General features: G+C 40.1%; 19 protein-coding genes. 10 read left to right on the forward strand and 9 right to left on the reverse strand.

Features of this window, described 5'->3' with window-relative positions:
* Positions 1 to 3: 3 nt before the first annotated feature.
* The gene (lhpI, locus tag PX700_RS00100) at positions 4 to 948 is read right to left on the reverse strand and encodes a bifunctional Delta(1)-pyrroline-2-carboxylate/Delta(1)-piperideine-2-carboxylate reductase (protein WP_479519488.1); all 945 of its coding nucleotides are present in this window, start codon (positions 946 to 948) and stop codon (positions 4 to 6) included.
* A 223-nt stretch (positions 949 to 1,171) separates the two neighbouring features.
* The gene (locus PX700_RS00105) at positions 1,172 to 4,165 is read right to left on the reverse strand and encodes a TonB-dependent receptor (protein WP_415636136.1); all 2,994 of its coding nucleotides are present in this window, start codon (positions 4,163 to 4,165) and stop codon (positions 1,172 to 1,174) included.
* Between the two features lie 406 nt (positions 4,166 to 4,571).
* Here PX700_RS00105 and PX700_RS00110 point away from each other — a divergent pair, with 406 nt between their 5' ends.
* Positions 4,572 to 5,540, forward strand: coding sequence for a dihydrodipicolinate synthase family protein (locus tag PX700_RS00110; RefSeq protein WP_415636137.1), 969 nt, complete (start codon positions 4,572 to 4,574; stop codon positions 5,538 to 5,540).
* A 394-nt stretch (positions 5,541 to 5,934) separates the two neighbouring features.
* Here the strand turns inward: PX700_RS00110 and PX700_RS00115 are convergent, their stop codons facing one another.
* The 4 genes from PX700_RS00115 to PX700_RS00130 form a co-directional block, all read right to left on the reverse strand.
* The gene (locus tag PX700_RS00115) at positions 5,935 to 6,603 is read right to left on the reverse strand and encodes a GntR family transcriptional regulator (RefSeq protein WP_415636138.1); all 669 of its coding nucleotides are present in this window, start codon (positions 6,601 to 6,603) and stop codon (positions 5,935 to 5,937) included.
* Positions 6,604 to 6,839: 236 nt separating this feature from the next.
* A complete protein-coding gene (locus PX700_RS00120; RefSeq protein WP_479519489.1) occupies positions 6,840 to 8,336 on the reverse strand; it encodes an aldehyde dehydrogenase (NADP(+)) in 1,497 nt (498 codons plus the stop codon).
* Between the two features lie 13 nt (positions 8,337 to 8,349).
* Positions 8,350 to 9,351 carry a 4-hydroxyproline epimerase gene (locus tag PX700_RS00125; protein ID WP_342876133.1) on the reverse strand — a complete coding sequence of 334 codons (1,002 nt, stop codon included), beginning with the start codon at positions 9,349 to 9,351 and terminating at the stop codon, positions 8,350 to 8,352.
* 3 nt (positions 9,352 to 9,354) lie between these two features.
* Complete coding sequence (locus PX700_RS00130; RefSeq protein WP_294117064.1) at positions 9,355 to 9,579, reverse strand: hypothetical protein; 225 nt, start codon at positions 9,577 to 9,579, stop codon at positions 9,355 to 9,357.
* Positions 9,580 to 9,834: 255 nt separating this feature from the next.
* On the opposite strand from PX700_RS00130, the gene PX700_RS00135 reads away from it, so the two are divergent.
* The 8 genes from PX700_RS00135 (at position 9,835) to PX700_RS00170 (ending at position 20,429) form a co-directional block, all read left to right on the forward strand.
* Positions 9,835 to 11,124, forward strand: a complete 1,290-nt coding sequence (locus PX700_RS00135) for an NAD(P)/FAD-dependent oxidoreductase (RefSeq protein ID WP_479519490.1) — start codon at positions 9,835 to 9,837, stop codon at positions 11,122 to 11,124.
* A 22-nt stretch (positions 11,125 to 11,146) separates the two neighbouring features.
* Positions 11,147 to 12,367, forward strand: a complete 1,221-nt coding sequence (locus PX700_RS00140; RefSeq protein ID WP_479519491.1) for a M24 family metallopeptidase — start codon at positions 11,147 to 11,149, stop codon at positions 12,365 to 12,367.
* Between the two features lie 307 nt (positions 12,368 to 12,674).
* Positions 12,675 to 15,137 carry a hypothetical protein gene (locus PX700_RS00145; protein WP_479519492.1) on the forward strand — a complete coding sequence of 821 codons (2,463 nt, stop codon included), beginning with the start codon at positions 12,675 to 12,677 and terminating at the stop codon, positions 15,135 to 15,137.
* 243 nt (positions 15,138 to 15,380) lie between these two features.
* On the forward strand, positions 15,381 to 16,193 hold the full coding sequence (locus tag PX700_RS00150; protein WP_415636474.1) for a hypothetical protein: 813 nt from the start codon (positions 15,381 to 15,383) through the stop codon (positions 16,191 to 16,193).
* Positions 16,194 to 17,234, forward strand: a complete 1,041-nt coding sequence (locus PX700_RS00155) for an extracellular solute-binding protein (RefSeq protein ID WP_166419599.1) — start codon at positions 16,194 to 16,196, stop codon at positions 17,232 to 17,234.
* Positions 17,234 to 18,733 carry an ABC transporter permease gene (locus PX700_RS00160; protein WP_479519493.1) on the forward strand — a complete coding sequence of 500 codons (1,500 nt, stop codon included), beginning with the start codon at positions 17,234 to 17,236 and terminating at the stop codon, positions 18,731 to 18,733. Before PX700_RS00155 ends, PX700_RS00160 begins: the two co-directional genes overlap by 1 nt.
* A 14-nt stretch (positions 18,734 to 18,747) precedes the next feature.
* Complete coding sequence (locus PX700_RS00165; RefSeq protein WP_479519494.1) at positions 18,748 to 19,764, forward strand: ABC transporter ATP-binding protein; 1,017 nt, start codon at positions 18,748 to 18,750, stop codon at positions 19,762 to 19,764.
* 35 nt (positions 19,765 to 19,799) lie between these two features.
* Positions 19,800 to 20,429, forward strand: coding sequence for a Vat family streptogramin A O-acetyltransferase (locus PX700_RS00170; protein ID WP_415636147.1), 630 nt, complete (start codon positions 19,800 to 19,802; stop codon positions 20,427 to 20,429).
* A gap of 3 nt (positions 20,430 to 20,432) precedes the next feature.
* Here the strand turns inward: PX700_RS00170 and PX700_RS00175 are convergent, their stop codons facing one another.
* Positions 20,433 to 20,867: an AAA family ATPase gene (locus PX700_RS00175; protein WP_166419606.1), complete on the reverse strand. Its 435-nt coding sequence runs from the start codon at positions 20,865 to 20,867 to the stop codon at positions 20,433 to 20,435.
* Between the two features lie 297 nt (positions 20,868 to 21,164).
* Here PX700_RS00175 and asnS point away from each other — a divergent pair, with 297 nt between their 5' ends.
* Entirely contained in the window at positions 21,165 to 22,562 is a 1,398-nt protein-coding gene (asnS, locus tag PX700_RS00180; protein WP_479519495.1) for an asparagine--tRNA ligase, read from the forward strand.
* A 136-nt stretch (positions 22,563 to 22,698) separates the two neighbouring features.
* On the opposite strand, the gene PX700_RS00185 is transcribed toward asnS, so the two are convergent.
* Both PX700_RS00185 and PX700_RS00190 read right to left on the reverse strand, forming a co-directional pair.
* Positions 22,699 to 23,625, reverse strand: coding sequence for an electron transfer flavoprotein subunit alpha/FixB family protein (locus tag PX700_RS00185; RefSeq protein WP_479519496.1), 927 nt, complete (start codon positions 23,623 to 23,625; stop codon positions 22,699 to 22,701).
* Entirely contained in the window at positions 23,626 to 24,375 is a 750-nt protein-coding gene (locus tag PX700_RS00190; protein ID WP_197239122.1) for an electron transfer flavoprotein subunit beta/FixA family protein, read from the reverse strand.
* Positions 24,376 to 24,423 lie beyond the last annotated feature (48 nt).

Genomic DNA, 24,423 nt, shown 5'->3' on the forward strand with positions numbered 1-24,423 from the left:
ATATTAACCTTCTAATGATTGGTAAACGCTATTCGCTGCAATCAAATCACTCAGCGCCGTTCCTACCGATTTGAATACCGTAATATCTGTTTCATTAGAACGGGCGTAGCTATTTACTTTTACTAAATCGGATAACTCAGCGCGAATATCGTGTGCACTAAACACTCCTTCTTTAATTGGTTGCAGCACCTCGCCAGCCTCGCCTAGCACATTTACTCTGCTATCAACGTATACATGACTGCGGGTAATCGTTGTCGTGTCGCATTCACGTTGCTCACTATGGTGATTACCAATTAAATCAATATGAGTGCCTTGGTTTAACCAAGACCCTTTAAATAAAGCTGTTGGCGATCCCGTTGCACAGCTGATCACATCAGCACTGTAAACAACTTCCTTAGTGCTTTTACCAATGACAAACTCTATATTTGGAAATGCCTCCTCTAGGGTATGTTTTAACGCCGACACTTTTTGAGCATTTCGTGCAATAAGTGTTACTTTCTCAAAATTACGCACCGATATATGTGCTTTAATAATATATAAAGCTAAATTTCCGCTACCAAAAAATACTAAGTGCTTACTGTTTTTTCTGGATAAATACTGGCTTGCTAATGCAGACACAGCTGCAGTTCGCCAAAGCGTAATACGCGTGCCATCGACTAATGCTAATGGTTCACCATGATTACGAGAAAAAAGCATTATTTTAGAATAAAGCGATTGATATTCTGTTTCTGTGTTTGTAGGAAAGTAAGTAAACGCCTTAACGCCAATAACATGCTCATTCCATGCGGGTAATACCGCAAAAGCATCATGATTTGACTTGTCTGTATTAAGTTCGTACACATTACGTTTAGGCATACAAAAAGCAGATGCAAAACCCTTTTGGAGTGCTTTTATTAAAGATTCAAAATTAAGAGCGTAATCAATTTTTTCTGCATTTATTATTTTCATTTTTACTCCAACTTTAATAGTGCTTATTTTAACTGAACTTTATATTTAATGGCTCATTAGTACAGCACAATGGCCAGTACTATTATTAGTAATTAACTCAATAAAAATGCCGAACAGTCTCCTGTTCAGCATTGAGGTTGTATTGCTTCATTGATAGCGATTTTTTGCCTTATGTAGCCTTAAGCAAAGTTATTAAATCAAGTAACAACCTACTAGGGGAAAACTAAAATTCAATACGTGCAACTAACGACATATAACGAGCACCTTGACGGTCAGTAACTAAACCATAGTCAGGGTTTAACTCTAAGCCATTATCGCCATACTGAGCACGCTCTTCGTTAATGTTTATCGCACTATCGCTGTTAAATAAATTATAAACAGTGCCTTTTAAAATCATATCTGAACCAAAAAAGTCAGTGTAGTAAGTTAATGACATATCCACATTAGTCACCCAAGGTAAGTTACCTTTACTACCACGTGGTGCAGGGTTGCCATTTTCATCATAGTGCGATGCTTGGTCATAGTACTTACTAATACATGCATCCCAAGGACTACCTTGCTCACAGCTATCAACACCTTCTGGGTGAACTGAGAAGTAGCTCTGAGGGCGACCTGAAATAGCGCTTGCAACTAAACCAACGGTGAGTGCTTCAGTAATATTGTAGGCACCACTGAGTTTGAATGAATGGCGATGATCGTTTGGTAAATTACCATAACCATGATCCATCAAATCGCCGTAGTCATACGAGGTTGTCCAACCTGGATCGGCTTGGTTGTTATCCGTTTTGACTAATCCTTCAGTGTTACCATAACTATGTGACCACGTGTAAGACGTATTAATTCGTAAATCATCCGTAACATTACCATCTAAAGTAAATTCAAGAGCGAGGTATTTACGTTTAGCTTCTGGTAACGCAAGTTCTTCAGCGCTCAAATTAACATTATCTACTTCACCATCACCGTCGAAGTCATACGACATTTGAATCGCTTCACCAGGGTTATTGAGCACATAATATGAACCTTGCCCTACGTTATCCATGATACCCATTTCAGCAAGCTTTTTAGCAAGCACAGGGCCTACATCGGTATCTTCTACGCTGCGACCTAGATCACGGTAAATAGCACGTACACCTGCTGACATCGTATCAAACACTTCTTGTTGATAACCAATTGTAAACTCATCGCTGTACATTGGTTTTAAAGAAGCCGAAGCAATTAACCCAGGTTCAGTAATACCACGTTGACGCCAGCTTCTATCACCTATCATATCACCACGACTAGGTGAACCATCAGCAGTTAAAGAAGGTGAGCCATTGCCTTCTAATTGATCTAATTCGAAATACTCAAACCATTCAATAGACGCAGAACCTTGAGTGACATTCATGTTCGCAGATACTGGTTGGAAATAACGACCAAAAGTTGCAAATACTTTTGCACTACCATCACCACTAACGTCATAAATAGCTTGTAAACGTGGCGCGATTTGATTATCAATATCAACGAAAGCACGGCCATCTGAAACAGTGTTTTCAAACTGGCTATAACGCAAACCCATGTTAAGCACTAAATTATCAGTTGCTTGCCATGAATCATTAATATAAAACGCTAATGAAGTGGTATCAGAATCCACTTCACGACTACGAACTCGTCTTTCGATATAATCATTACCTAATGCTGCACCAGAGACATCGTTTCCACCAGCTGTTTTTATAGTCCACCAGCCTTCAGCGTCCCCAATACCATTTTGACCTTCAAAGTAATCAACTTTTACATTGGTGTAATCAATACCAAACTGGATTGAATGCATATCCAAATCCCAGTTAAAATCAATTCTAGCTTGGTCACGAATATATTCTTCTTCTGTTACTCCTGAATTAGTGTGCTGGCTCAATGTTAAAAAACCATTTCTTTCGTCCCAAACACCTGGGTTTGGTGATGCAACGACATTTTCAACATTTTCAGTTACGCGTCCAACAACTGCTGACACAGAGAACGTATCACTAAGGTAGCCATTGTAGTTAATGCTATAAACCTTGCCGCCATCTTCACCTGGTGCATCTACCCCTTGCTGATCACCAATAACATCATCCTGCCAACTATAAGCAAACGTTTTATTAGTCCAAGTACGTTTGTTATTCATTGCAGAGAAACCTACTGAGTGGTTTTCATTAATAAACCAATCAACTTTGGTAAACCAACGGTCTTCATCACGCTCAAAATCAGAAAATGTAGTTTGCCCAGCGCTGTTCGACTCTTCTCTACGTGGAGCAAATAGACCATAGAAGAAAAGCGTATCTTCAATAAGTGCACCGCTCGCCCATAACTGCACTTCTTTAAAATCGTAACTGCTCTGTTGCGTATTGGTGCTGATGGTGCCGCTATCTTGGAATATTGAATCATGCTGACTACTAAGACTATCAGGATCCCAGCGTACTTCTGCACCAAATTTAAAATCATTATCACCCGATTTAGATACAGCGTTTACAATACCGCCTAACGAACCACCAAATTCAGGGCTAACACCACCGGTTTTAACTTGAGTTTGAGAAATAGCTTCCCATGGCAGACGAATTGAACCCAACCCTGTCCGAATACTTGTTACATTCAAGCCATTAAAATAGTAGCCATTTTCAGCTGCTGATGCGCCACCAAAACTAGAAGCGCCTTTAAAATTAGAGCCACCTGGAGCCGCGGTACCTGGTGCAAGTAACGCAATACTCTCAAAACCCGTATTTACTGGCATTGCTTTGAGCTCTGAACTACTGAACGTTAAGCCAGAGGTTGAAGAGGCCATATCAACACGACGAATTGCTGAACCGGTTACTGCGATACGCTCTATGTCGGTACCAGCTTTAAAAAGTTGTACGTCAAGTATTATTGATTGGCCAATCGTTACGGCAACATTTTCTTCAGTCATTGTTTGATAACCATCTTTTACAATAGTTACATCGTATGTACCTACAGGTACGTTTCTTAATAAGTAATCACCCTTGGCGTTACTGATAATGGTGTAAACCAATCCCTTGCTTCTATGCTTAAGTGTAATAGTTGCGCCGGTTAAATCATTCCCCGATTGGGTAACAATGTTTCCTTTAACAACACTGCTACCATCAACAGCGTATGCCGCTGGCGCGATTAATAATGCTGCTGTTACTGCAGTTGCTAGCAGGGTTTTAGCACCCACGCCCCGAGTTTGTTTTTTGTTATTTGTAAACATGAAAGAGTTCCTTGGTCCTGTTGATTTTTTATTGTGAGACTAGCCTCGACATGAAAAATATACACTTATTACATATTGTATACAATATGTAATATACGTTTATTTTTAGTTAAATTTAAAATGCAGATCATACAGAACCTAAAACCTTTTTAATTTGTACCTAAAAACAGAGACTTGGAGTTCTGTGATTTAATACATAAAACTGAAATATTAAAAATAAATATTTATAACGATGAGTTACTGCTGGAGGCTCGCTTATGTAATCTATGTTATTTGGTGTAATAGACTCCTATATATTTTTAAACTAGATGCTTAATTAATTTTGACCTAGGTATTGCCGAAGTAAATTTTGCTGCTACAATAAATTGCACACTGTATACAATATACATAAATAAGAGGAAGTTTAATGAAAACAAAAAGCAAAGACTGGCGATATACTGTTATGCCAGCTGTATTTACTTGGCTTAGAGAGTCACAGTCCGGCACCCTTGAAATTGATTTTGATGCAACGCAAAAATATGCAGCTGATATTTTAAGCGTTAAAGGTAAAGGAGGAACTAAAATGGGAGGGCTTGTTGGCTCTGGCACACTGGGGGAGAATACCTATTTAAGTGACGAGCAGCGTCTTTCTTTACTAAAGGCTCTCTCAAGTGTAGCTAAACAACATAATGTACCATTAATCAGTGGAGCTGCTGCTGAAACTAAAGAACAGCTTGCCAAAATCGTTGCAGAACTTGCGACTGTTGGCGTTGATACCGTGATGGTAATGCCACCAAAAACCACATACACACCTTCTGATGAAGAAATGTATGCATATTATGCCCTTTCTGCAACAGCTGCAAAAGAGGCCGGCATAACGATAATGCCTTATAACAACCCTGACGCTGCCGGCTACCATGCGCTATCAACTGATCTTCTTACCAGACTTGCTGCTTTACCTGAAGTAACAGCGCTTAAAATATCTACTATTGATGTATCAGTTATCGAAACCATGATGCTAGAAAATAAAGACCTAAAAGTACTCGCTGGTGTAGATACCGTAACTGTACATGCAGGGCTTGCTGGCGCATGCGGCGGCATTACAGGCGTTGGTTGTATATTTCCAAAAGCAAGTGTCACTATGCAGGAATACGTGAACAACGGTGAGTGGGCCGAGGCAAACAAAATTTCTCAAGCGATGAATTCTATATCTTACCTTGATGCCCAGCCGTTACTTTTAGAGTATTTGAAGTATGCTTTTGGTATTCATCACAATGATACAACTGGAGGCCTTCGTACCTTTGGTAGAAAGTTAACTCAACAGCAAATTGATGACGTGCACACACGGTATGCTTTAGCAAAAGAACGACTTGAGAGCCTGGATTTAATAGACTGATTTTTCAAAAGTTGACAAGCAAAAGCTCCGTTTTTACGGAGTCTTTTTGTAGGTATACATAAGTTGTTTTTGCGGTGATTGCACTGACCCTATTAAATCATACTTATTGAGCATAAAAGAAAATCAGACATATAGTTTATTCGAATATAGCGTAAGGCTAAGCTTTGCATTTCTGAATTTTTACCCCATTTACCTCAATTATTTTTCAAATATCCAATTTAATCATGCAGATAAGTTGGTGAACCTTGTTCAATTATCTAACATCGCATTAAATAAACTAATCGAGATAAGTTAAAGATAATGTATACGTTAATAAATATAGTGTTCCTATTTGACTGCGGGCAGCAAGCTGAGCACATTATAAAAAATGTGCTCTTAAAGGCCTTATTTAAAACTACCTTTTTTCATCTTCTATTTTAAGTAATAGCTTTTTAATGTCGTTTTTAGCGCCTAAGATATGTTTTTTCAAAAAGTCACAGGCTTTTTTGCTCTCTTTTGCGCGACAGTGATTTAATAATATACGGTGCTCTTCGGGCGCAGTGGTTAAACCACCTGCTAGTAAAATATGCATGCGCACATAACGCTCTGAATTTTTACTATACATATCAACAAGTTCACGAGTTTGTGGGCGTTGTGCGCGTGAATACAACTTACCATGAAAACGGCTGTTTAAATCGCCCGTAGCTAGGTGGGTATCACCTGCATCCATGGCGCTTTCTAGCTCAGTTAAGATCAGCTCAGCATCAATTAAATCTTGATCTGTTAAACCTTCTATTGAGTGACTTAGCAGCTCAGCCTCAAGTAACGCCCTTAAATCAAAGATTTCATCAATTTGTGATGCTGAAAGCTCTGTTGCCGTGGCTCCTTTGTGCGCTTCAAAATTAACAAGCCCTTCAGCTTCAAGCTGGAGTAGTGCCTCACGTACAGGTATTCGACTCACATTAAGTTCAGCAGCAAGTGCGGCTTGACGCAACGGATCACCAGCTTTTATCTCACCGGTTAATATTTTTTCACGAATTGCTTCTGCGACTAGTTGGGTGCGGGTTTTGTGTTCGATAGCCATGATGATCCTCTTATACCAATCGTGTAAAGTTACTGGCCATTTATAGCGACAAGTAAACGCAGTTAGCGCTTTATTTAGCTCGCTAGAATGGTTAAATATTTAAGTCGATTGGTATTATATTGCATTTAAAATACATTATACTCAAGTTCACTCATATGCCAAGTTAGAATCTGCTTAAGCCCCCTATAAATAAGGGTAAGCGGGAAAGTGCAATTTTACAATCCCGCCTATAAAACTTATGCTTGATAGCAAATTGGTCGCATAAATCGCAACATTGCATTTGTGCCCACAGAAGTGCTGCGCACATCCGTTGAGCTTGGGAATGGCCCACCGTGGTTCATTGAACCACATACTTCTACACCTGTTGGCATCTGATTTTTAATCAAGCGGCCTACTTTGTACTGCAGTGCTTCAATAACACTATCAGCTTTATTTAAATCAGCCTCAGTACCATGAACACTGGCAGTAAGCTGACCTTGGAGTTTATTTATCAATATCATGAGCTGTTGTTCACTGTCGTAGCGCACAACTAATGCAGCAGGACCAAACACTTCTTCATGCAAAATTGGGGTTGTTAAATAATCGTCGGCATTACATACAAATACATGCGCATTAGCATGAAACGTTTGTTCAAGCTTACCTTTCCCTAACACGCTGACTTGAGCAAGTTGGCTTCGCTCTTCGACTTGTTGTTTAAACGTTTTAACAATCCCAGGAGTGAGTAAGGTGTCTGATGGTGCATCATTAATACACGCAGTAATGTGTGCTTCAAGTTCATCACACCCCGTTGGCACTAACCAAAGCCCAGGACTGGTACAAAATTGCCCGTTGCCCATCAACATAGACTGGCAAAGTGACTGTGCGATTTCTTTGCTGTTTTCAATCGCTTTATTGGGCAAAATAACTTGTGGGTTAATACTGCCTAATTCACCATAAAATGGGATGGGTTCTTCACGCTTGGCAATCGTTGCTTGTAGTTTACTTGCCACATTAAATGAGCCGGTAAACCCCACTGCTTTTATTACAGGTGCAGCAACTAGCTGATGCGACATATCATAATTTTTACTTTGCACCATAGCAAACACGCCTAACGGCATCGCACATTCTTTAATGGCTGCAAGCGCTGCACGTGCCATCAATTCACCCGTGCCAGGGTGCGCTGTGTGATTTTTTACAATCACTGGGCAACCTGCAGCAAGCGCTGCGGCAGTATCGCCACCTAGTGTAGAAAAAGCATAAGGGAAGTTAGATGCGCCAAATACAGCCACCGGCCCTAGTGGTAAATAGTTAAGCTCAGTGTGTGGCTTTGGCAAAGGCGCTCTTGTGGCATCGGCTTCATCCACTACTTTTAAACCCAAAGGTGAATCTGGGTTTTCACGTAAGGCACTAGCAAACGCTTTAAGTTGATTTACGGTGCGCATGCGCTCACCCTGTAAGCGCGCAAGCGGTAGGTTAGTTTCTTGCTGTGTTTGCTCAAGTAGCTCATCGCCAAGTGCTAATATTTGCTCTGCAATGCACGTTAAAAAATCTGCACGTTGTGCAAAGCTGGTTTTACGGTACTCATAAAACGCCGATTGTGCGACCTCTATTGCACCGTTTAATTCAACCGTACTTAGATTAAAAAAGCGCGTTGGCAGCGGTTCATTACGTGCTGGAGAAAATCCATTAAATTCACCATTCGCTGAATCACCTATCCATTGCCCTGCTACTAAACTTTGTCCTGTTAATGTCATGCTTTGCTCCTGATTAAATTACTTGAAATCCAAATGCATATGGGTCGTCGTCGTCCACTGTGATCGTGCTTGTGCCCGTCACTCTAGACCAGCCTTGTATGCTTGGCAAAATGGCTGTTACGCCTGCGATTTCTGTTACCTGTTCAATGCAGCCGACAAATTGGCTACCGATATAGCTTTCGTGGATAAAATCTTGCCCTTGAGCCAACTGTCCTTTGGCAAAAAGCTGTGCCATACGGGCACTGGTGCCTGTTCCACATGGTGAGCGATCAATAGCTTTGTCACCATAAAAAACAGCATTTGCGGCGTGTGAATTGGCATTTTTTGGTGTGCCAGTCCATAAAACATGACTTGCACCTTGAACGGTTGGGTCAAGCGGGTGAACACATTTTATTTTTGCGTTTATGGCATCACGCACTTGCGGGCTGTACTTTAAAATTTGCCCAGCGGTTAAATGCTCAATGCCTTTGTAATTGGCTTGCGGTTCAACAATAATGTAGAAGTTCCCTCCATAGGCAATATCCACATTAAGCTCACCCAATTCATCCACTTCAATGACAATTGACTTATGTGCTAAGTAAGCGGGAACATTATAAATTTTTACCCACTGAACTTTGCCACCAATCATTTCATAATTGATTTGAACACGCCCTGCTGGCATGTCCAATAACAGAGTCCCCGGCACTTTTGAATGAAGTAAACCATGCTCTAAAGCAAACGTAACAATGCCCATTGTGCCGTGGCCGCACATGGGCAAGCACCCTGATGTTTCTACAAATAAGATAGCGGCATCGCCGTCCTCTGTGGTGGGCGGGTATAAAAACCCGCCCGACATCATGTCGTGACCACGAGGCTCAAACATGAGCGCTTGGCGTATCCAATCGTGATTTTGCAAAAAGTCTTGGCGTTTCTCACTCATGCTCTGCCCGCTCAATTGCGGGTGACCACTGGTAATAAGCCTTACGGGGTTGCCACAGGTGTGACCGTCAATACAAAAAAAGGTCCCTTTGCGCATAACTTAGTCCAATTTTAATTTAATTAAGTCAACCCGGCTTGCCATCGCTTTGTTATAAAGCGCAGTGACAGTTACTTTTTTACATGATTTTCTCAATCCAATAATACACTGAGCACACTCATTAATTAGTTCGTCGATCGTTTTTACTACTGCTGTAAAGTTAATCGAGTAATCTGCATTTAACTGGGTCTTTGCTGCAACAAAGACTGTTTGCCAATTTACTGTCATTTTAACCACCTGATTGATGTTTAGACTTGATATAGTATGTATATTGTATACAATAATCAACATTCTATTTTAGCATTTTATTAATTTACTCGTCGTATGGATCTACGACGAGCCTAATTAGCAATCATAAGACACTGAAAAAAAAGAATTTAAGTGATTTTAAGATTTCACATTATTGCAGGTTGAATTATTAAGTAATAAGTAAAAAACGGCCTGTAAGTTTTAATGCACATTGTATAAGTGAGGTTACACATTTTGGCAGAGCAAAATAAACAACAAATAGCTGTGGTTGGTGCTGGAATTATCGGCATTTGTTGTGCACTTAACCTACAACGAGCTGGCTTTGACGTCACTTTATATGACGAAAATGGATTAGCTCAAGGCTGTTCAAAAGGTAATGCGGGGCATTTTGCTACCGAACAAATTTTTCCACTTGCACACCCGTCATTACTGAAAAAGTTACCGGGTATGCTATTCAACCCATTGGGCCCATTAAGAATAGATTGGCGTTATCTAATTCAAGCCCTGCCATGGTTTTGGTTATTCACTAAAAATATGAGAAGTAAAATATATAAAACCAACACGTTAGCACTTAAAGCGTTAAATAAGAGTGCAATTATCGCATACGACAACTTACTAAATGAGTTCAACTTAGGACACTTGCTAACTAAAAAAGGCAGTTTACTAACATTTGAACTAACACCACTTAACCAAATTAATACAATTTATAATAACTTTATAGCTCAAGGTATTGCTGTTGAACTACTCAGCGCTGAAGAGGTAAAGTTATTAGAGCCCAATTTATCAGAAACAATAACGTATGCATTATTGTTTAAGGATGTAGCCCATAGTGTAGATCCGCATCTATTTTGTTTAAATTTAGCTGCGCAATTTAGTGCTTTAGGTGGCAATTTTTGTCAACAAAAAATAACCAGTGTAAAGCTAGCAGAGAAAGTGTTTACCCTTGGTAATAATGAGCAAACATTTACTGCTGATAAAGTCGTTATCGCAGCAGGTGCATGGAGTAAGCCTCTAATTGTGCCGTTTGGTTATAAAGTCCCACTTGATACTGAGCGAGGATATCACTGCATGCTGGCAAGCAATTATGGCTTAACAAGGCCCGTTGCTTCAGCGGAGCGTAGTTTTATCATGACTCCAATGAGTCAAGGCCTGCGTATTGCTGGCACTGTTGAGTTTGCTGGTACACAACGCGAAATGAATAACAAACGTGCACTTGCATTGTTACCAAATGCCAAAGCAATGCTCAAAAATACAGCACCTCCGTTACAACCAAGCAGCATTTGGATGGGCTGTCGACCATCACTGCCGGATTCATTGCCAGTAATAGGTGAAGCACCTTATCACCCTAATCTATTTTTTGCTTTCGGCCATCAACATCTAGGTTTAACACAAGGTGCTATTACAAGTGAGCTAATAACTAGCTTGTGTTTACAACAAGTGCCTAGCATTGATATAAAACCATATTGTATCAGCCGCTTTTCAACTCAAGCTGCTTGCAGTCCACACGCCCCACTTGCACAATAGCCACACTAACGAGGAGAGCACTATGACCACCCAAGGCATTGGTACCCAAACCAAAGAACAAGCACTTGCCAGTTTATCTAACATGACTGACGATTTAACCCCAATTCAACCGCAAGAGTACCTAGAACGAATTAAAAAAGCTCAAATATACATGCAACAAAATGGTATTGACGCCATATATTTAAATGCAGGCACAAACCTTACCTATTTCACCGGAATGCGTTGGTATGCAAGTGAGCGTCTGGTGGGAGCCATTTTACCAGCAAAGGGAAATATTCAGTATATCGCTCCTTACTTTGAAATTGGTTCATTAAACGGCTTTAAAGTGATTGATGGGCCGATTCGTGGTTGGCAAGAGCATGAAAGTCCATACACATTATTTGTTAATATATTATCTGAAATGGGTATTGCTGCGAATGGCACAGTTGGCATTGACGAAAGCGCACAGTTCTTTATTTTTGATGGTATTAATAAAGCCCAAAATGGCTTAAAGTTAGTGAATGCACAGCCTGTTACTGCACATTGTCGTATGCATAAATCTGCCAATGAACTTGCATTAATGCAACGCGCGATGGATATGACGCTGGCGGTACATAAAGCAACTGCCAGTATGCTACATGAAGGCATCAGTACCACTGGAGTAGAAGCGTTTATAAAGCAAGCACACCAAAAAGTAGGCGCACCAGGCAATTACTTTTGCATTGTATTATTTGGTGTTGCAACTTCTTTCCCCCATGGTGTAAAAGACGCGCAAATATTAAAAAAAGGCGATATGATATTAATTGACACTGGCTGTAAAGTGCATGATTACTTATCAGACATCACCCGCACCTACGTATATGGTGAAGCAAGCGATCGTCAGCGCCAATTTTGGAATTATGAAAAAGCGGCACAAATTGCTGCATTTAATGAAGCAAAAATAGGTCAAACATGTGAAGCCGTAGATTCCGGCGCCCGTAATTATTTAGCGGCACAAGGCCTTGGTCCTGAATACCAAACGCCAGGGTGCCCACATCGTACCGGCCACGGCATTGGTTTAGACATCCATGAGTGGCCTTATTTAGTCGGTGGCGATAAAACTCTTCTAGCCACTGGAATGTGTTTTAGTAACGAACCAATGCTAGTGGTACCTGGTGAATTTGGCGTACGATTAGAAGATCATTTTTATATGACTGATCATGGCCCTAAGTGGTTTACCGAACCCGCACACAGTATTGATAATCCATTTTGCTTGGCTAAGTAAGCCTGATAAGCAAAAATAAACTCGGCTACATAATCTAAAACAGCACTATTACTCAAACTGTGCTGTTATTATGCCACTTTATGCGTGTACTAATAAAGTTAAAGTTCTCTGCAGCTTGTGTCAACTAAGCCCTCGTTACCCTCTGTTTTACAAGTAAATAATTGCTGTACAAACCTAAAGGACCGCATGTTTTCACTCACCTTTTAAATAGTAAGTTAAGTATGTAAACATTATTAATAGTTTACTTTTAAACCCAAACACCATACCATTTATTGTATACAATATACATAAATCCAGGGTGATGATAATGATAAAAAGTATAATCCTTCTACTACTCGCATTTTTAACTGTAGCTTGCCAACCACAAGCAGCGTCTTATATTAAAAATCCTGTTAAACCAATAACACCAGCACCATTAAAAGCTGATATAGCAGTGAACGGTTATACAAGTACACTAAAGGACATAGATATTAAATTTTTGGGTAAAGAAGTTCCCTACACTTATAGTGAGGGTAAAATTGCTAATAGTCGAGGTTATAATTGGTGGATAAGCAAGCACTTTGCACTTAAAAGCGACCTACCTGAAGAAAAGGTAAGGCTATATTTAGAGTTATTAGAGATGTCTTATCCACACTATGTTGCGCTGTTTGGGATGGAGCCACCTAATATTGAACGCCAACGGATTGCTGTGGTTTATGGTAGTAGTCGTTCAAGAGTCCGTGAAGCCATGCTTGATGATGGTTTTTTACGTGGCGTTCATAAAACAGCTGGTGGTGAAACCATGTATTATAATCGCGCAGGTTACAACTTTCCTTACCCTAGAGAACATCATCAGCGCTACATCGTGATCCACGAAACAATGCATGCATTTCATATGGCATTAAATGGCCATTCTACATGGGCACCCAATTGGATAACAGAAGGTCTTGCTGATTCAGTTGCTCATCATGTTTATGATCCAAATCTAAAACAACTAACAGTAATGGTATTTGATCGCGCCCCAATGAACTATATAGAGATGGGCTTAAAACAGTATTACAGCGCGAACAAACCCACTATTGAACAAATTAACGATGATCCTGCACTTAAACGCGGTCTTAATTTTTTTATCATCCATTACCTTTTAAGCTCACCAGAGCGAGCACAATTTTTTGCTTACTTTTTAAAACAGCTTAGAGTAGCTAACCCCCATAGTGAGTCGACCCTTTCAACGGCTAATTCATTACTTAAACACACTTTTAAAGATTGGCAAGCAATTGAACAAGGCTTCGCTGAGTTTGTACAAAATATTAAGCCGAGTTTTCATATAGTGTCAGGACCATGGGAGCAAGATGGCGCTTCCTATTGGTTAAGAAATACAGACTCAACAGATTTATCTCGTTTAGATATTAACCCACCGAGAAAACAAACCCAACCTGTCATGGATTTTCCTGGGCCATTATCGAATAAGATTATAAATATTTCTAACAAGAACCAAGTGGCTGTTTTAATCGATTTTGAACAATCACAGATACATCGAAGTGAAGTCGGTGTTGCTTTACAAGCAAAACGTAGCAAACATAATCAACTATATAGGCAGCGTTTTATTGGGAAAGAACAAATAAGTGATGATCAGTTGCTGGAATTTATTATCGTTGATGGTGAACGCTTGCATATAAATGGGCAAAATATAAATAAATTTAGTTCATTACAGCTAGGCTTAACTTCTGAAATTAGGGAAGCCTTAATTAAAAATAAGTCTATTGCCATCCTACTTTCTTTAGAGGAGGCACATATAAAAATCACCTTAACTGCACTAAATAATAAATTAATAGAGCAGCAAATTATTCTGCCTATCGCTCGCGATATATTAACAATATTAAACACCAAAAAAATCAGCTTACTAAGTAAAAATAACAACCATTTACTTACTCCTTATTTATACCCTGCTAACTCAGTTAGTAATACACAGCCATCTGTTGCCAAAATACCTAATCCCTGGGTGTTTAAAAATTATAATTTACTAAGCCGCTTATTCAGAACGTGCCAAATGTATACTTTTAAACTAACAAATTGTGAACTTGAATTAAGTAAGTTAATGGCAAAGCTAACAGATAAAAAACACCATACAACTATTAACTCCGAGTTAAACTTAAAGCTTAACGATTACAAGAAGCACTTAGGTGATATTGGTTTTAACGCGCTTTCTGATATTGATTCAAGTATATACTTTAATAAAAATGATGCTTTTTTAAGAGTTTACAACCCCACAGATTTTGAATTAAAGATTTCAGCTAACATCCAATTTTTAGATACTAAAGGGAATGTTATTGCAAAACAAAAAATAAGTAATGTGCTAAAACCCGGCACTCACAATCTCGATTTAACGAAAGTACAAGGCGCTAAAAGTTTAAAGGTTGAGCAAAAACTACAATGGCAGTCACTTAGCTATCAATCGCATTTTTATGAATCTCTAACGCCCTTTAATGGTGTTGGAATGAAATATAAGTACACCAAAAACAACGAAAAAATAGGTGTTTTCAGTGTAACGCTTACAGGACCATATTCAGGTAAAACTGATGGTACGCTTACTCTTTCTGCTATTTCTGATTTAAAATCTTTAGTAATAAAAGAACTCAAACAAAAGGTGAAAATAGAACCTTATGAGAGCAGAACCTACCACTTTGAATTAGCAAACAACAGTGAGTTCACTCGTGCAAATATTACAGCATATTTAGATGTAGATGGTGAAAATATAAGATTAGTAAAAAACGTAAACTTAACTAAATAAAATCATGCATTTTAAGTTGTTCACAAAAGCAGCTTAAAATACTCGCCAACCTGCGCAAAAATAAACCTACTTGGTAGTAAAATTTATAATCGCTACAAAGTAAGCTATCTTACATAACATTAAGTTATTTAAATCAAAGAGAAAAATGGAGTTTTACGAGTAAATATAGATATATTGATTTTGGCAATCATTATGGATATGATAATGTCTATCATTTACAATTACCCATTCGGACTCTCTACTATGAAACACCTTTCTAAATCTGTAAAAACATTAGGTGCAAGCTTATTGTTAGCTTCTGCTTTCGTAACACAACCGGCATTAGCTAACGGCCCTATTGGCGAGCATGTTAATCATCTTCAAGCTAATCTAAAAAGTTACGCCGAAGAAGTAGAATGGATGGTAGGTAAAGTGGATACCATGGTAAGCGACTATGATAAAAAAGGCGCTAAAGCGGTTAAAACTGATGATTTAATTGAATATTGGGAATCAGTTAAGTTTCATAGCGCAATAGAAACTAATTTCGTACCCGTTTACGCTTCTATTTGGCAAGGTATTTATGGCGTGAAAATGGCCATTGAAAATGGCAAACCAGCGGCAGAAGTACGTAAAGAGCAAGAAGCGATGAACATAGCCTTGTGGCAGGGTCTTGGGGCTGTTAAGCTTGCTGCAAAATTCCAGCAAAAAGGCTTGTTAGAGAGCATTAAAGCAACTGCAACTACTGAAATGACACAAAGTGCGACAATTGACGAAATTAAGCACAAATTAGACCGTGTAGTCGCTAAATTTGCTGAGCGTTTACAAGACGAAGCAACAGATATTGTTCATGATACTTATCTGCACCTATTTGAAGGTGTAGAAGGTACGCTTATTGAACAAGATGCTAACCTAGTTGAAGTGCTGGAAAAAGACTTTAACGTAACACTGCCACAAGCAATTAAAAATAGTAAAAGCGTAGACGATATACGCGATGTGGTAAGTGACATGCAAACTAAATTAGACCGCGCTAAAACGCTTATAGAAAAAGCTGAAAAGTCGCGTAAGGATGTATTTTAAGTGAAGCGTAGGACCTTTATACAAGGCCTAGCTGCGTTAGGGGTTGTTGGCTCATTGCCACTTCCTCTTTCTCGCGCACTAGCTGCCAATATAGCAAACCCTGTTTCGGTTGATGATTTACCAAAGCTTAAAGGCGAATTAACGCTTTATTTAGGCCGTGGCGAAGGTGGTTTGTATGAAAACGTATTACAAGCAATCCAGAAAAAAAATCCCGACTTTAAATTAGGCATACGCCGAGGTCCAACAGCTGCACTTGCAAATACAATCGTAGCCGAGGCTAAGGCTGGTGTTAAACGTGCCGATATTTTTTGGGCGGTAGATTCTGGCGCCATTGGTTTAGTGACCGATGCAGGCCTTGCTCAAACAATTCCAACCGATTTATCTGATCAATTACAGCCACAATTTAGATACAAAGAATGGGCACCTGTTACAGGTCGTATTCGTACATTGCCATACAACACGTCGCGTTTAACTAAAGATCAAATTCCGACAAGTATTATGGAAATTGCCGACAGCGACTTAAGCATTGGTTGGGCGCCCGCTTATGCGTCGTTTCAATCGTTTGTTACCGCTATGCGTATTTTAGAAGGTGATGACAAAACAGCTAAGTGGCTTAAAAAAGTTAAAAAACGTTCTAAAACATACGCCGGTGAACTCGGTGTGGTTATGGGTGTTGAACGCGGTGAAGTAGATATTGGTTTTGCTAATCACTACTACACACTACGCCTTAAGTCGGGCAAGCCCGATGCAAAACTCGATTTAGCCTTTACCCAAAATGATGCAGGTTGTTTAGTTAATGCATCGGGTGTATTAGCGCTTAACGACGATCCACTTGCTACTAACTTTATGCGTTATTTACTCAGTAAAGAAGTGCAAGGTTATCTGGCAACTGAAGCTTACGAAATTCCGTTAATCAATAATATTAGCCAACCAGAGGGATTACCTTCACTTGCTGATATTTCACCGCCTAAAATAGATTTAACCCAACTGGCAGATTTACGACCTACCATCGATTTGATGAGAAATAACGGCGTTTTATAATGCGACTACCCGCTTCTTACCCAATGGCGCTGCTTGCAGCGCTCATTACGCTTACCCCTGTTTTTATATTAATGGTGCTTGCTAGTGATGCCAGTACTGTTTTTGATAGTCATAATTTAAAAATTTTAGGTAATACCTTAGCCCTAATGGGGTTAACGGTTTTAGGTTCTATTTTAATTGGTGTGCCACTGGCCTTTATTAGTGCGTATGTGCATTTACCATTTAAAAAACTATGGCTGGTATTTTTTGCAGCGCCTTTAGCTGTGCCCAGTTATATTGGTGCGTTTACCTTATACGCGGCCTTTGGCCCGGGCGGCGAAATAAACACGTTAACCGGTATAGAAACCCCTTCTATGTATGGTTTAACGGGCGCCGCGATTGTAATGACCTTATACACATTCCCATTTGTAATGATGACCACTCGCTCGTCCTTACTAAGCCTTGATGCAAGTATGGTTAACGCCGCGCGTACACTGGGTATGTCGATGACGCAAAGCATATTTAAAGTCATATTACCGCGTGTAGTAAACGGCATAGCCGCAGGCTCATTGTTGGTAGCGCTTTATACGTTGTCAGACTTTGGTACACCCGCAATGATGCGCTTAGATACATTTACCCGTGTTATATACGTTGAATACAACGCCTTTGCGTTAGGCCGTGCAGCCATGCTCTCATTGCAATTAATGGTAATTGTTGGCTTTTTATTATTAATAGAATCGCAAATAAAAACAGACAGCGAAAAACAAGGTCGCCCACTTATTTTGTTTCCAAGCAAATGGCAGCTAAGTGCCATGTTTGCTACCTTTGCGCCAGTGTTACTATTAGCTATTGGCTTACCGCTTGCGATATTTTCGTTGTGGTTAGCTCGCGATGGCTTTACCTCGTTCGACTTTAATATTGCATGGAACTCAGCGTATGCATCAGCTATTGCCGCTGTTGTTGCCGTAATTGTAGCCGTGCCCGTTGCCCATGCAGCATTAAGTGGCAAAGCAGGTAAGGTAATGGAACGCGTTACTTATTTTGGTTTTGGTATACCGGGTATAGTTATGGGCACAGCCCTTGTTTATGGTGGATTACAGCTGCCATTCTTATATCAAACACTGGGTTTGCTTATTATTGCTTACATGCTGCGTTTTTTACCGCTGGCGGTAGGCTCAGTTCGAACTAGCACCGAGCATTTAGATCCTAGTTTAGTAAAATCAGCTCGCGTACTGGGTGCAAGCCCGCGTGAAGTATTTACCCGAATTACGTTACCACTGACTATGCGCGGTATAATTGCCGGTGCAGCACTGGTATTTTTAGAGTCGATGCGCGAACTAGAAGCCACCCTATTGCTCGGCCCTACTGGGTTTGAAACCCTCTCTACCTATTTATGGCGTGTTTACGAAGCGGGTTATTTTGGTCGTGCCGCTATACCAGGGTTATTGTTAGTAGTGATTTCTGCGTGCGCGTTAGCTATTATGCTCTCAGGCGAAAAACGCAACCAGTTAGAACATTGAGGATTTAAAAACACATGCTATCTGTAAGTCAGTTGTCTATAGATTACGGCAGTAACCGCGTAGTAAACAATTTAAACTTTTCGCTAGGCGAAAGTGAAATCCTTATGCTTGTTGGCCCTACGGGTTGTGGCAAGAGTACTATTTTACAAGCGCTTGCAGGTCTTATTCCTATTAGCGAAGGCGAAATAAACGTAGCTAAGTGGCGAGCAACGCCAAAGTTAAACGTGCCGCCAGAAAAGCGTAGCGTAGGTATGGTGTTTCAAGACTTTGCATTATTCCCGCATTTAACGGTTGAGCAAAATATTTGCTTTAGACTAAAAGATACGGCCCCTGCCGAGTATTGGATAAACTTACTTGGACTGAACGATTTTAGAGGCAAAAAGCCCGCAACGCTATCAGGCGGTCAAAAGCAGCGCGTAGCACTTGCGCGCACGCTTGCCCACCAGCCTGACTTTGTATTACTAGATGAGCCGCTTTCTAACCTTGATGCCGCATTAAAAGACATGTTGCGCTGGGATATAAGAAACGCACTTAAAGATGCTGGCGTTCCAGCAATTTGGGTAACGCACGACCAAGAAGAAGCACTTTCTGTTGGGGATCGTGTTGGCGTTTTAAAAGGCGGTGAAATTCAGCAAATTGATACACCTGAGCGATGTTTTAGTACGCCTAACAATCGTTTTGTAGCTCGCTTTTTAGGTGAAGCCAGTTTTATTGCTGGTAACTTTGAAAACGGACAAGCTACTACCTCAATTGGTAATGCCCCAGCCCACGGCGTAGACTGTGAAAGTGGTGATGTTGATGTACTGCTTAGGCCAGACGATGTATTACTTGTACAAAGTAGCGTTGGTAATAACGGTGAAGTTGTATGGGTACGATTTGAAGGTGGCAGCCGTTTGTGTGCTGTAAAACTTGCGTGCTCTACTATTGTAACTAGCCGAGTGAGCCATGAAGTTGTGGTAAATCCTGGTGATGCCGTACATGTATCATTAAGTACATCGCACCCGCTAGCGGTTTACAAATCTATAGATTAATATTTTTACCTAACTCAAGATTAAGAGGAAACCCCATGAACGGACCAAACCCAAATAATCCTTCACCAATGGAAGGTTTTCCTCAAGTTGGTTTTTTAAAAAATTTTATTACTTCTGCCAATATTGAAGTAGGCGATTATACATATTATGACGATCCTGATGGCCCTGGGAATTTTGAAAAAAATGTGCTTTACCATTTCGATTTTATAGGAGATCGTCTCATTATCGGAAAGTTTTGCGCCATAGCTAAAGACGTTACTTTTATAATGAATGGTGCTAATCATCAAACTTCTGGATTTTCTACTTATCCATTTTTTATATTTGGTAATGGCTGGGAAAAGTCTGCACCAAAATCAAATGATTTACCCTTTAAAGGCAATACAGAAATTGGTCATGATGTGTGGATTGGTTATAACGCTACAATTATGCCCGGGGTAAAAATTGGCAGCGGCGCTATTATTGCCAGTAAATCAGTTGTCACCACCGATGTACCTGCTTACAGTGTTGTGGGTGGAAACCCAGCTAAAGTGATAAAAACCAGATTTGACGATAAAACAATAAATGCGCTGCTAGACATAGCTTGGTGGGATTGGAGCAATGATAAAATCACTGCTCACTTAGATGTAATTACTCAATGTGATATATCCGCTTTAACAGCACTCTAAGTACTACCACTCAAACATGTAAGCCATTTTGCTTATTGTTTTAAGCGGGACATTATGCGAATTACGTTTAGCATATAAGTGCTGCATTGATTTGTCTTTCACTTCACCCACTATCACTTCTTTTACTTGATAGCCTAAAGCAATAGCGGCTTGCGAGTACGCTATAAATTCCCACTTTTTAATATTGGTATTATCTACAATTACCAATGGCATATTTTGAGCAAGTGCATTTATAAAACGCGCTAAGTTTAAATTATGAAATTGCGACAATTTAAATTTATCGAAATGATATTCGCCCTGCTCGTTAATAAAGTAATCATCAGTTGAGCAGATTAGGTATTGGCTTTCGTCAACTCCACCTAATTCGTCAGCAAGGCTTTGCGCATAATAAGACTTACCACTTCCTGGTAGTCCTCGTAAAATAAAAACTTGTTTCATAGCATCGATTTTTTAAGTGTGAATAAATATTAATTTAATTTGTGTGTTAATAATGCCACAAAATCATTAAATTTAAGAGTAACAAATCATAATAGTGGCAATTAAACGCTAAAAACTGTTTAAAAATAAACCGCATGCATAAAAACTTTTAAAGAGTTGCCCACAATAGTTTTTTTATTCAACTTTACTAGGTAAGATACAGGGTTCAAGTGCAGCGCCGTTTATGTGCAATTTATGCCCGAGTGTTGCGCACAGTTAAAATAAAATAGTTAGGCAACTTATATCATTGGAGTGAAGATGAGCCATTTAGCGATTTCAGAGCTATTAAAAGGCAATGTTGCGGTAGACAGCCAAGTAACAATTAAGGGCTGGATCCGTACTCGCCGCGATTCAAAAGCAGGAATTTCATTTTTAGCCGTTCATGACGGTTCGTGTTTTGATCCTATTCAAGCGGTAGTTCCTAATTCACTGAATAATTATGATGAAGTTACTAGCTTAACAGCCGGTTGTTCTGTGTCGGTTACTGGTGTTTTAGTGCAATCTGCTGGCCAAGGTCAGTCTTTCGAAATTCAAGCTAATACTGTAACTGTATTAGGTTGGGTAGAAAATCCAGATTCTTACCCAATGTCGGCAAAGCGCCACAGCATTGAGTACTTACGTGAGCACGCTCACCTTCGCCCTCGTACAAATATGATTGGCGCGGTAACACGTGTACGTAACTGCTTAGCACAAGCTATTCACCGTTTTTACCACGAGCAAGGCTTTTACTGGATCAGCACGCCAATCATTACGGCAAGTGACTGTGAAGGCGCTGGCGAAATGTTCCGTGTATCAACGCTTGATATGCAAAACTTACCGCTTACAGACAAAGGCGAAGTTGATTACAGCGAAGATTTCTTCGGTAAAGAAGCATTCCTTACTGTATCTGGCCAGTTAAACGGCGAGACTTACGCGTCTGCAATGTCTAAAATTTACACGTTTGGTCCTACGTTCCGTGCAGAGAACTCAAATACATCTCGCCACCTTGCAGAATTTTGGATGGTAGAACCTGAAGTAGCATTTGCTGATTTAGAAGATATCGCAAAACTTGCTGAAAACATGCTTAAGTATGTATTTAAAGCTGTACTTGAAGAGCGCCGTGATGACATGGAATTTTTTGCACAACGTGTAGAAAAAACTGCAATTACGCGTTTAGAAGAGTTTGTAGATAAAGACTTCGCACAAGTTGATTATACCGACGCTGTAGAAATTCTTAAAAACTGTGGTAAAAAGTTTGAGTACGCTGTTGAATGGGGTGTAGATTTACAGTCTGAGCACGAACGTTACTTAGCAGAAGAGCACTTTAAAGCACCAGTAGTTATTAAAAACTACCCGCGCGATATTAAAGCATTTTACATGCGCCAAAACGAAGACGGTAAAACCGTTGCCGCAATGGACGTAGTAGCGCCTGGTATTGGTGAGATCATTGGTGGTTCACAACGTGAAGAGCGCCTTGATGTACTTGATGCTCGCCTTGAAGAAATGGGCTTAAACAAAGAAGACTACAGCTGGTACCGCGATTTACGTAAATACGGTAGTGTGCCACATTCAGGCTTTGGTTTAGGCTTTGAGCGCTTAGTTGCTTATGTAACAGGTATGGGCAACGTACGTGACGTTATTGCCTTCCCTCGTACTAAAGGCAGCGCAACTTACTAATACTAAGTTAGCCGTTTCTAAATACTAAAAACCAGCCAATTGGCTGGTTTTTTTGTGCCTTTAATTTACCGTATAAAAAAGCCGCAGCACTCAAAGAGCACCACGGCTTTCAACCAGAATAAATTTATATTAGATGCTATAAAGCACTTTCGAGCTGTGGCAATACTTCAAATAAATCAGCCACTAAACCGTAATCAGCAACTTGAAAAATAGGTGCGTCTGGGTCTTTATTAATTGCGACGATTACTTTTGAGTCTTTCATACCGGCTAAATGCTGTATAGCACCGCTAATACCTACTGCAATATATAGGTTAGGCGCTACAATTTTACCTGTTTGCCCTACTTGCATATCGTTAGGTACGAAGCCTGCGTCAACTGCTGCGCGCGATGCACCAATGGCTGCACCTAGTTTATCGGCAATGCCATTAAGTAGTGCGAAGTTTTCACCATTTTGCATACCACGACCACCTGATATAACAACGGTAGCTGCTGTAAGCTCTGGGCGTTCTGATTCGGTTTGTTCAACACTTACAAAGCTACTTAATTGCGAATCAGATACTGTATCAATACTTGTTACAGTGGCTGCTGATTGCTCGCCTTGCAAATCAAAGCTACTTGCACGCACGGTAATTACTTTTTTGCTATCGAGTGACTTAACCGTTGCGATTGCATTACCTGCATAAATAGGACGTTTAAATGTGTCTGCGTCCACAACTGCGATAATTTCAGAAATTTGTGCAACATCTAATAACGCAGCAACACGTGGCATAAAGTTTTTGCCCGTTGTAGTGGCACTTGCAACAATATGGCTATAGCTGTCGCTAAGCGATAAAACTAAATCAGTCATGCTCTCAGCTAACTGATGCTCATACACGCTGCTATCGGCAACTAAAACATTAGCTACGCCATCAATGCTAGCAACTTGTGAGCTCATTGCACTTAAGCTGTTGCCGGCAATAAGTACATCAACAGGAAAACCCATTTTTAGTGCGGCGTTAATTGTTTTTGAGGTTTCTGGTTTTAAGGCACCGTTGTCGTGCTCTGCAATTACGAGTGTTTTCATTTAAATCACCTTTGCCTCTGTTTTTAATTTTTCTACAAGCTGTGCTACGTCTTCAACAATAATACCTGCTGTGCGTTTAGCTGGCTCTTCCACACTTACTAATTGAATGCGCGGTGTTAAATCAACACCTAACGAATCAGCAGCTATTACTTCAAGCGGTTTACGCTTGGCTTTCATAATATTTGGCAGTGATGCGTAACGAGGCTCGTTTAAGCGTAAATCAGTTGTAACAACCGCTGGTAAGTTAAGTGCTACCGTTTGCAGGCCGCCATCAACTTCACGGGTTACGTTTACTTTGCCATTTTCAATAACAACCTTTGATGCAAACGTACCTTGGCCACGTTTAGTTAAAGCCGCTAACATTTGACCTGTTTGGTTGTTATCTGAGTCAATTGACTGTTTACCTAAAATAACCAGCTCTGGTGATTCTTGTTCTACAATTTTGGCAAGAAGCTTAGCAATATGAAGTGACTCGAGCTTTTCATCGGTTTCGATGTGAATGGCTTTGTCGGCGCCAAGCGCTAGTGCGGTGCGTAATTGCTCTTGCGATGCTTTTGGACCAATTGTAACAGCAACAACTTCGCTTGCAGTACCAGCTTCTTTAAGGCGGATTGCTTCTTCAATGGCAATTTCACAAAACGGATTCATTGCCATTTTTACGTTGGTTAAATCAACATCGCTTTTATCACTTTTAACGCGTGCTTTTACGTTGTAATCAATCACTCTTTTTATTGGTACGAGAACTTTCATAGGAACTCCATAATTATTTAAGCCTACAAGGTAACGTGCACGTCAACC

The organism is Pseudoalteromonas sp. TP27 (assembly GCF_056470645.1).

Coding starts and splice junctions, on each gene's coding strand:
- lhpI (WP_479519488.1), bottom strand. CDS start 948: ATGAAAATAATAAATGCAGAAAAAATTGATTACGCTCTTAATTTTGAA.
- PX700_RS00105 (WP_415636136.1), bottom strand. CDS start 4,165: ATGTTTACAAATAACAAAAAACAAACTCGGGGCGTGGGTGCTAAAACC.
- PX700_RS00110 (WP_415636137.1), top strand. CDS start 4,572: ATGAAAACAAAAAGCAAAGACTGGCGATATACTGTTATGCCAGCTGTA.
- PX700_RS00115 (WP_415636138.1), bottom strand. CDS start 6,603: ATGGCTATCGAACACAAAACCCGCACCCAACTAGTCGCAGAAGCAATT.
- PX700_RS00120 (WP_479519489.1), bottom strand. CDS start 8,336: ATGACATTAACAGGACAAAGTTTAGTAGCAGGGCAATGGATAGGTGAT.
- PX700_RS00125 (WP_342876133.1), bottom strand. CDS start 9,351: ATGCGCAAAGGGACCTTTTTTTGTATTGACGGTCACACCTGTGGCAAC.
- PX700_RS00130 (WP_294117064.1), bottom strand. CDS start 9,579: ATGACAGTAAATTGGCAAACAGTCTTTGTTGCAGCAAAGACCCAGTTA.
- PX700_RS00140 (WP_479519491.1), top strand. CDS start 11,147: ATGACCACCCAAGGCATTGGTACCCAAACCAAAGAACAAGCACTTGCC.
- PX700_RS00145 (WP_479519492.1), top strand. CDS start 12,675: ATGATAAAAAGTATAATCCTTCTACTACTCGCATTTTTAACTGTAGCT.
- PX700_RS00150 (WP_415636474.1), top strand. CDS start 15,381: ATGAAACACCTTTCTAAATCTGTAAAAACATTAGGTGCAAGCTTATTG.
- PX700_RS00160 (WP_479519493.1), top strand. CDS start 17,234: ATGCGACTACCCGCTTCTTACCCAATGGCGCTGCTTGCAGCGCTCATT.
- PX700_RS00165 (WP_479519494.1), top strand. CDS start 18,748: ATGCTATCTGTAAGTCAGTTGTCTATAGATTACGGCAGTAACCGCGTA.
- PX700_RS00170 (WP_415636147.1), top strand. CDS start 19,800: ATGAACGGACCAAACCCAAATAATCCTTCACCAATGGAAGGTTTTCCT.
- PX700_RS00175 (WP_166419606.1), bottom strand. CDS start 20,867: ATGAAACAAGTTTTTATTTTACGAGGACTACCAGGAAGTGGTAAGTCT.
- asnS (WP_479519495.1), top strand. CDS start 21,165: ATGAGCCATTTAGCGATTTCAGAGCTATTAAAAGGCAATGTTGCGGTA.
- PX700_RS00185 (WP_479519496.1), bottom strand. CDS start 23,625: ATGAAAACACTCGTAATTGCAGAGCACGACAACGGTGCCTTAAAACCA.
- PX700_RS00190 (WP_197239122.1), bottom strand. CDS start 24,375: ATGAAAGTTCTCGTACCAATAAAAAGAGTGATTGATTACAACGTAAAA.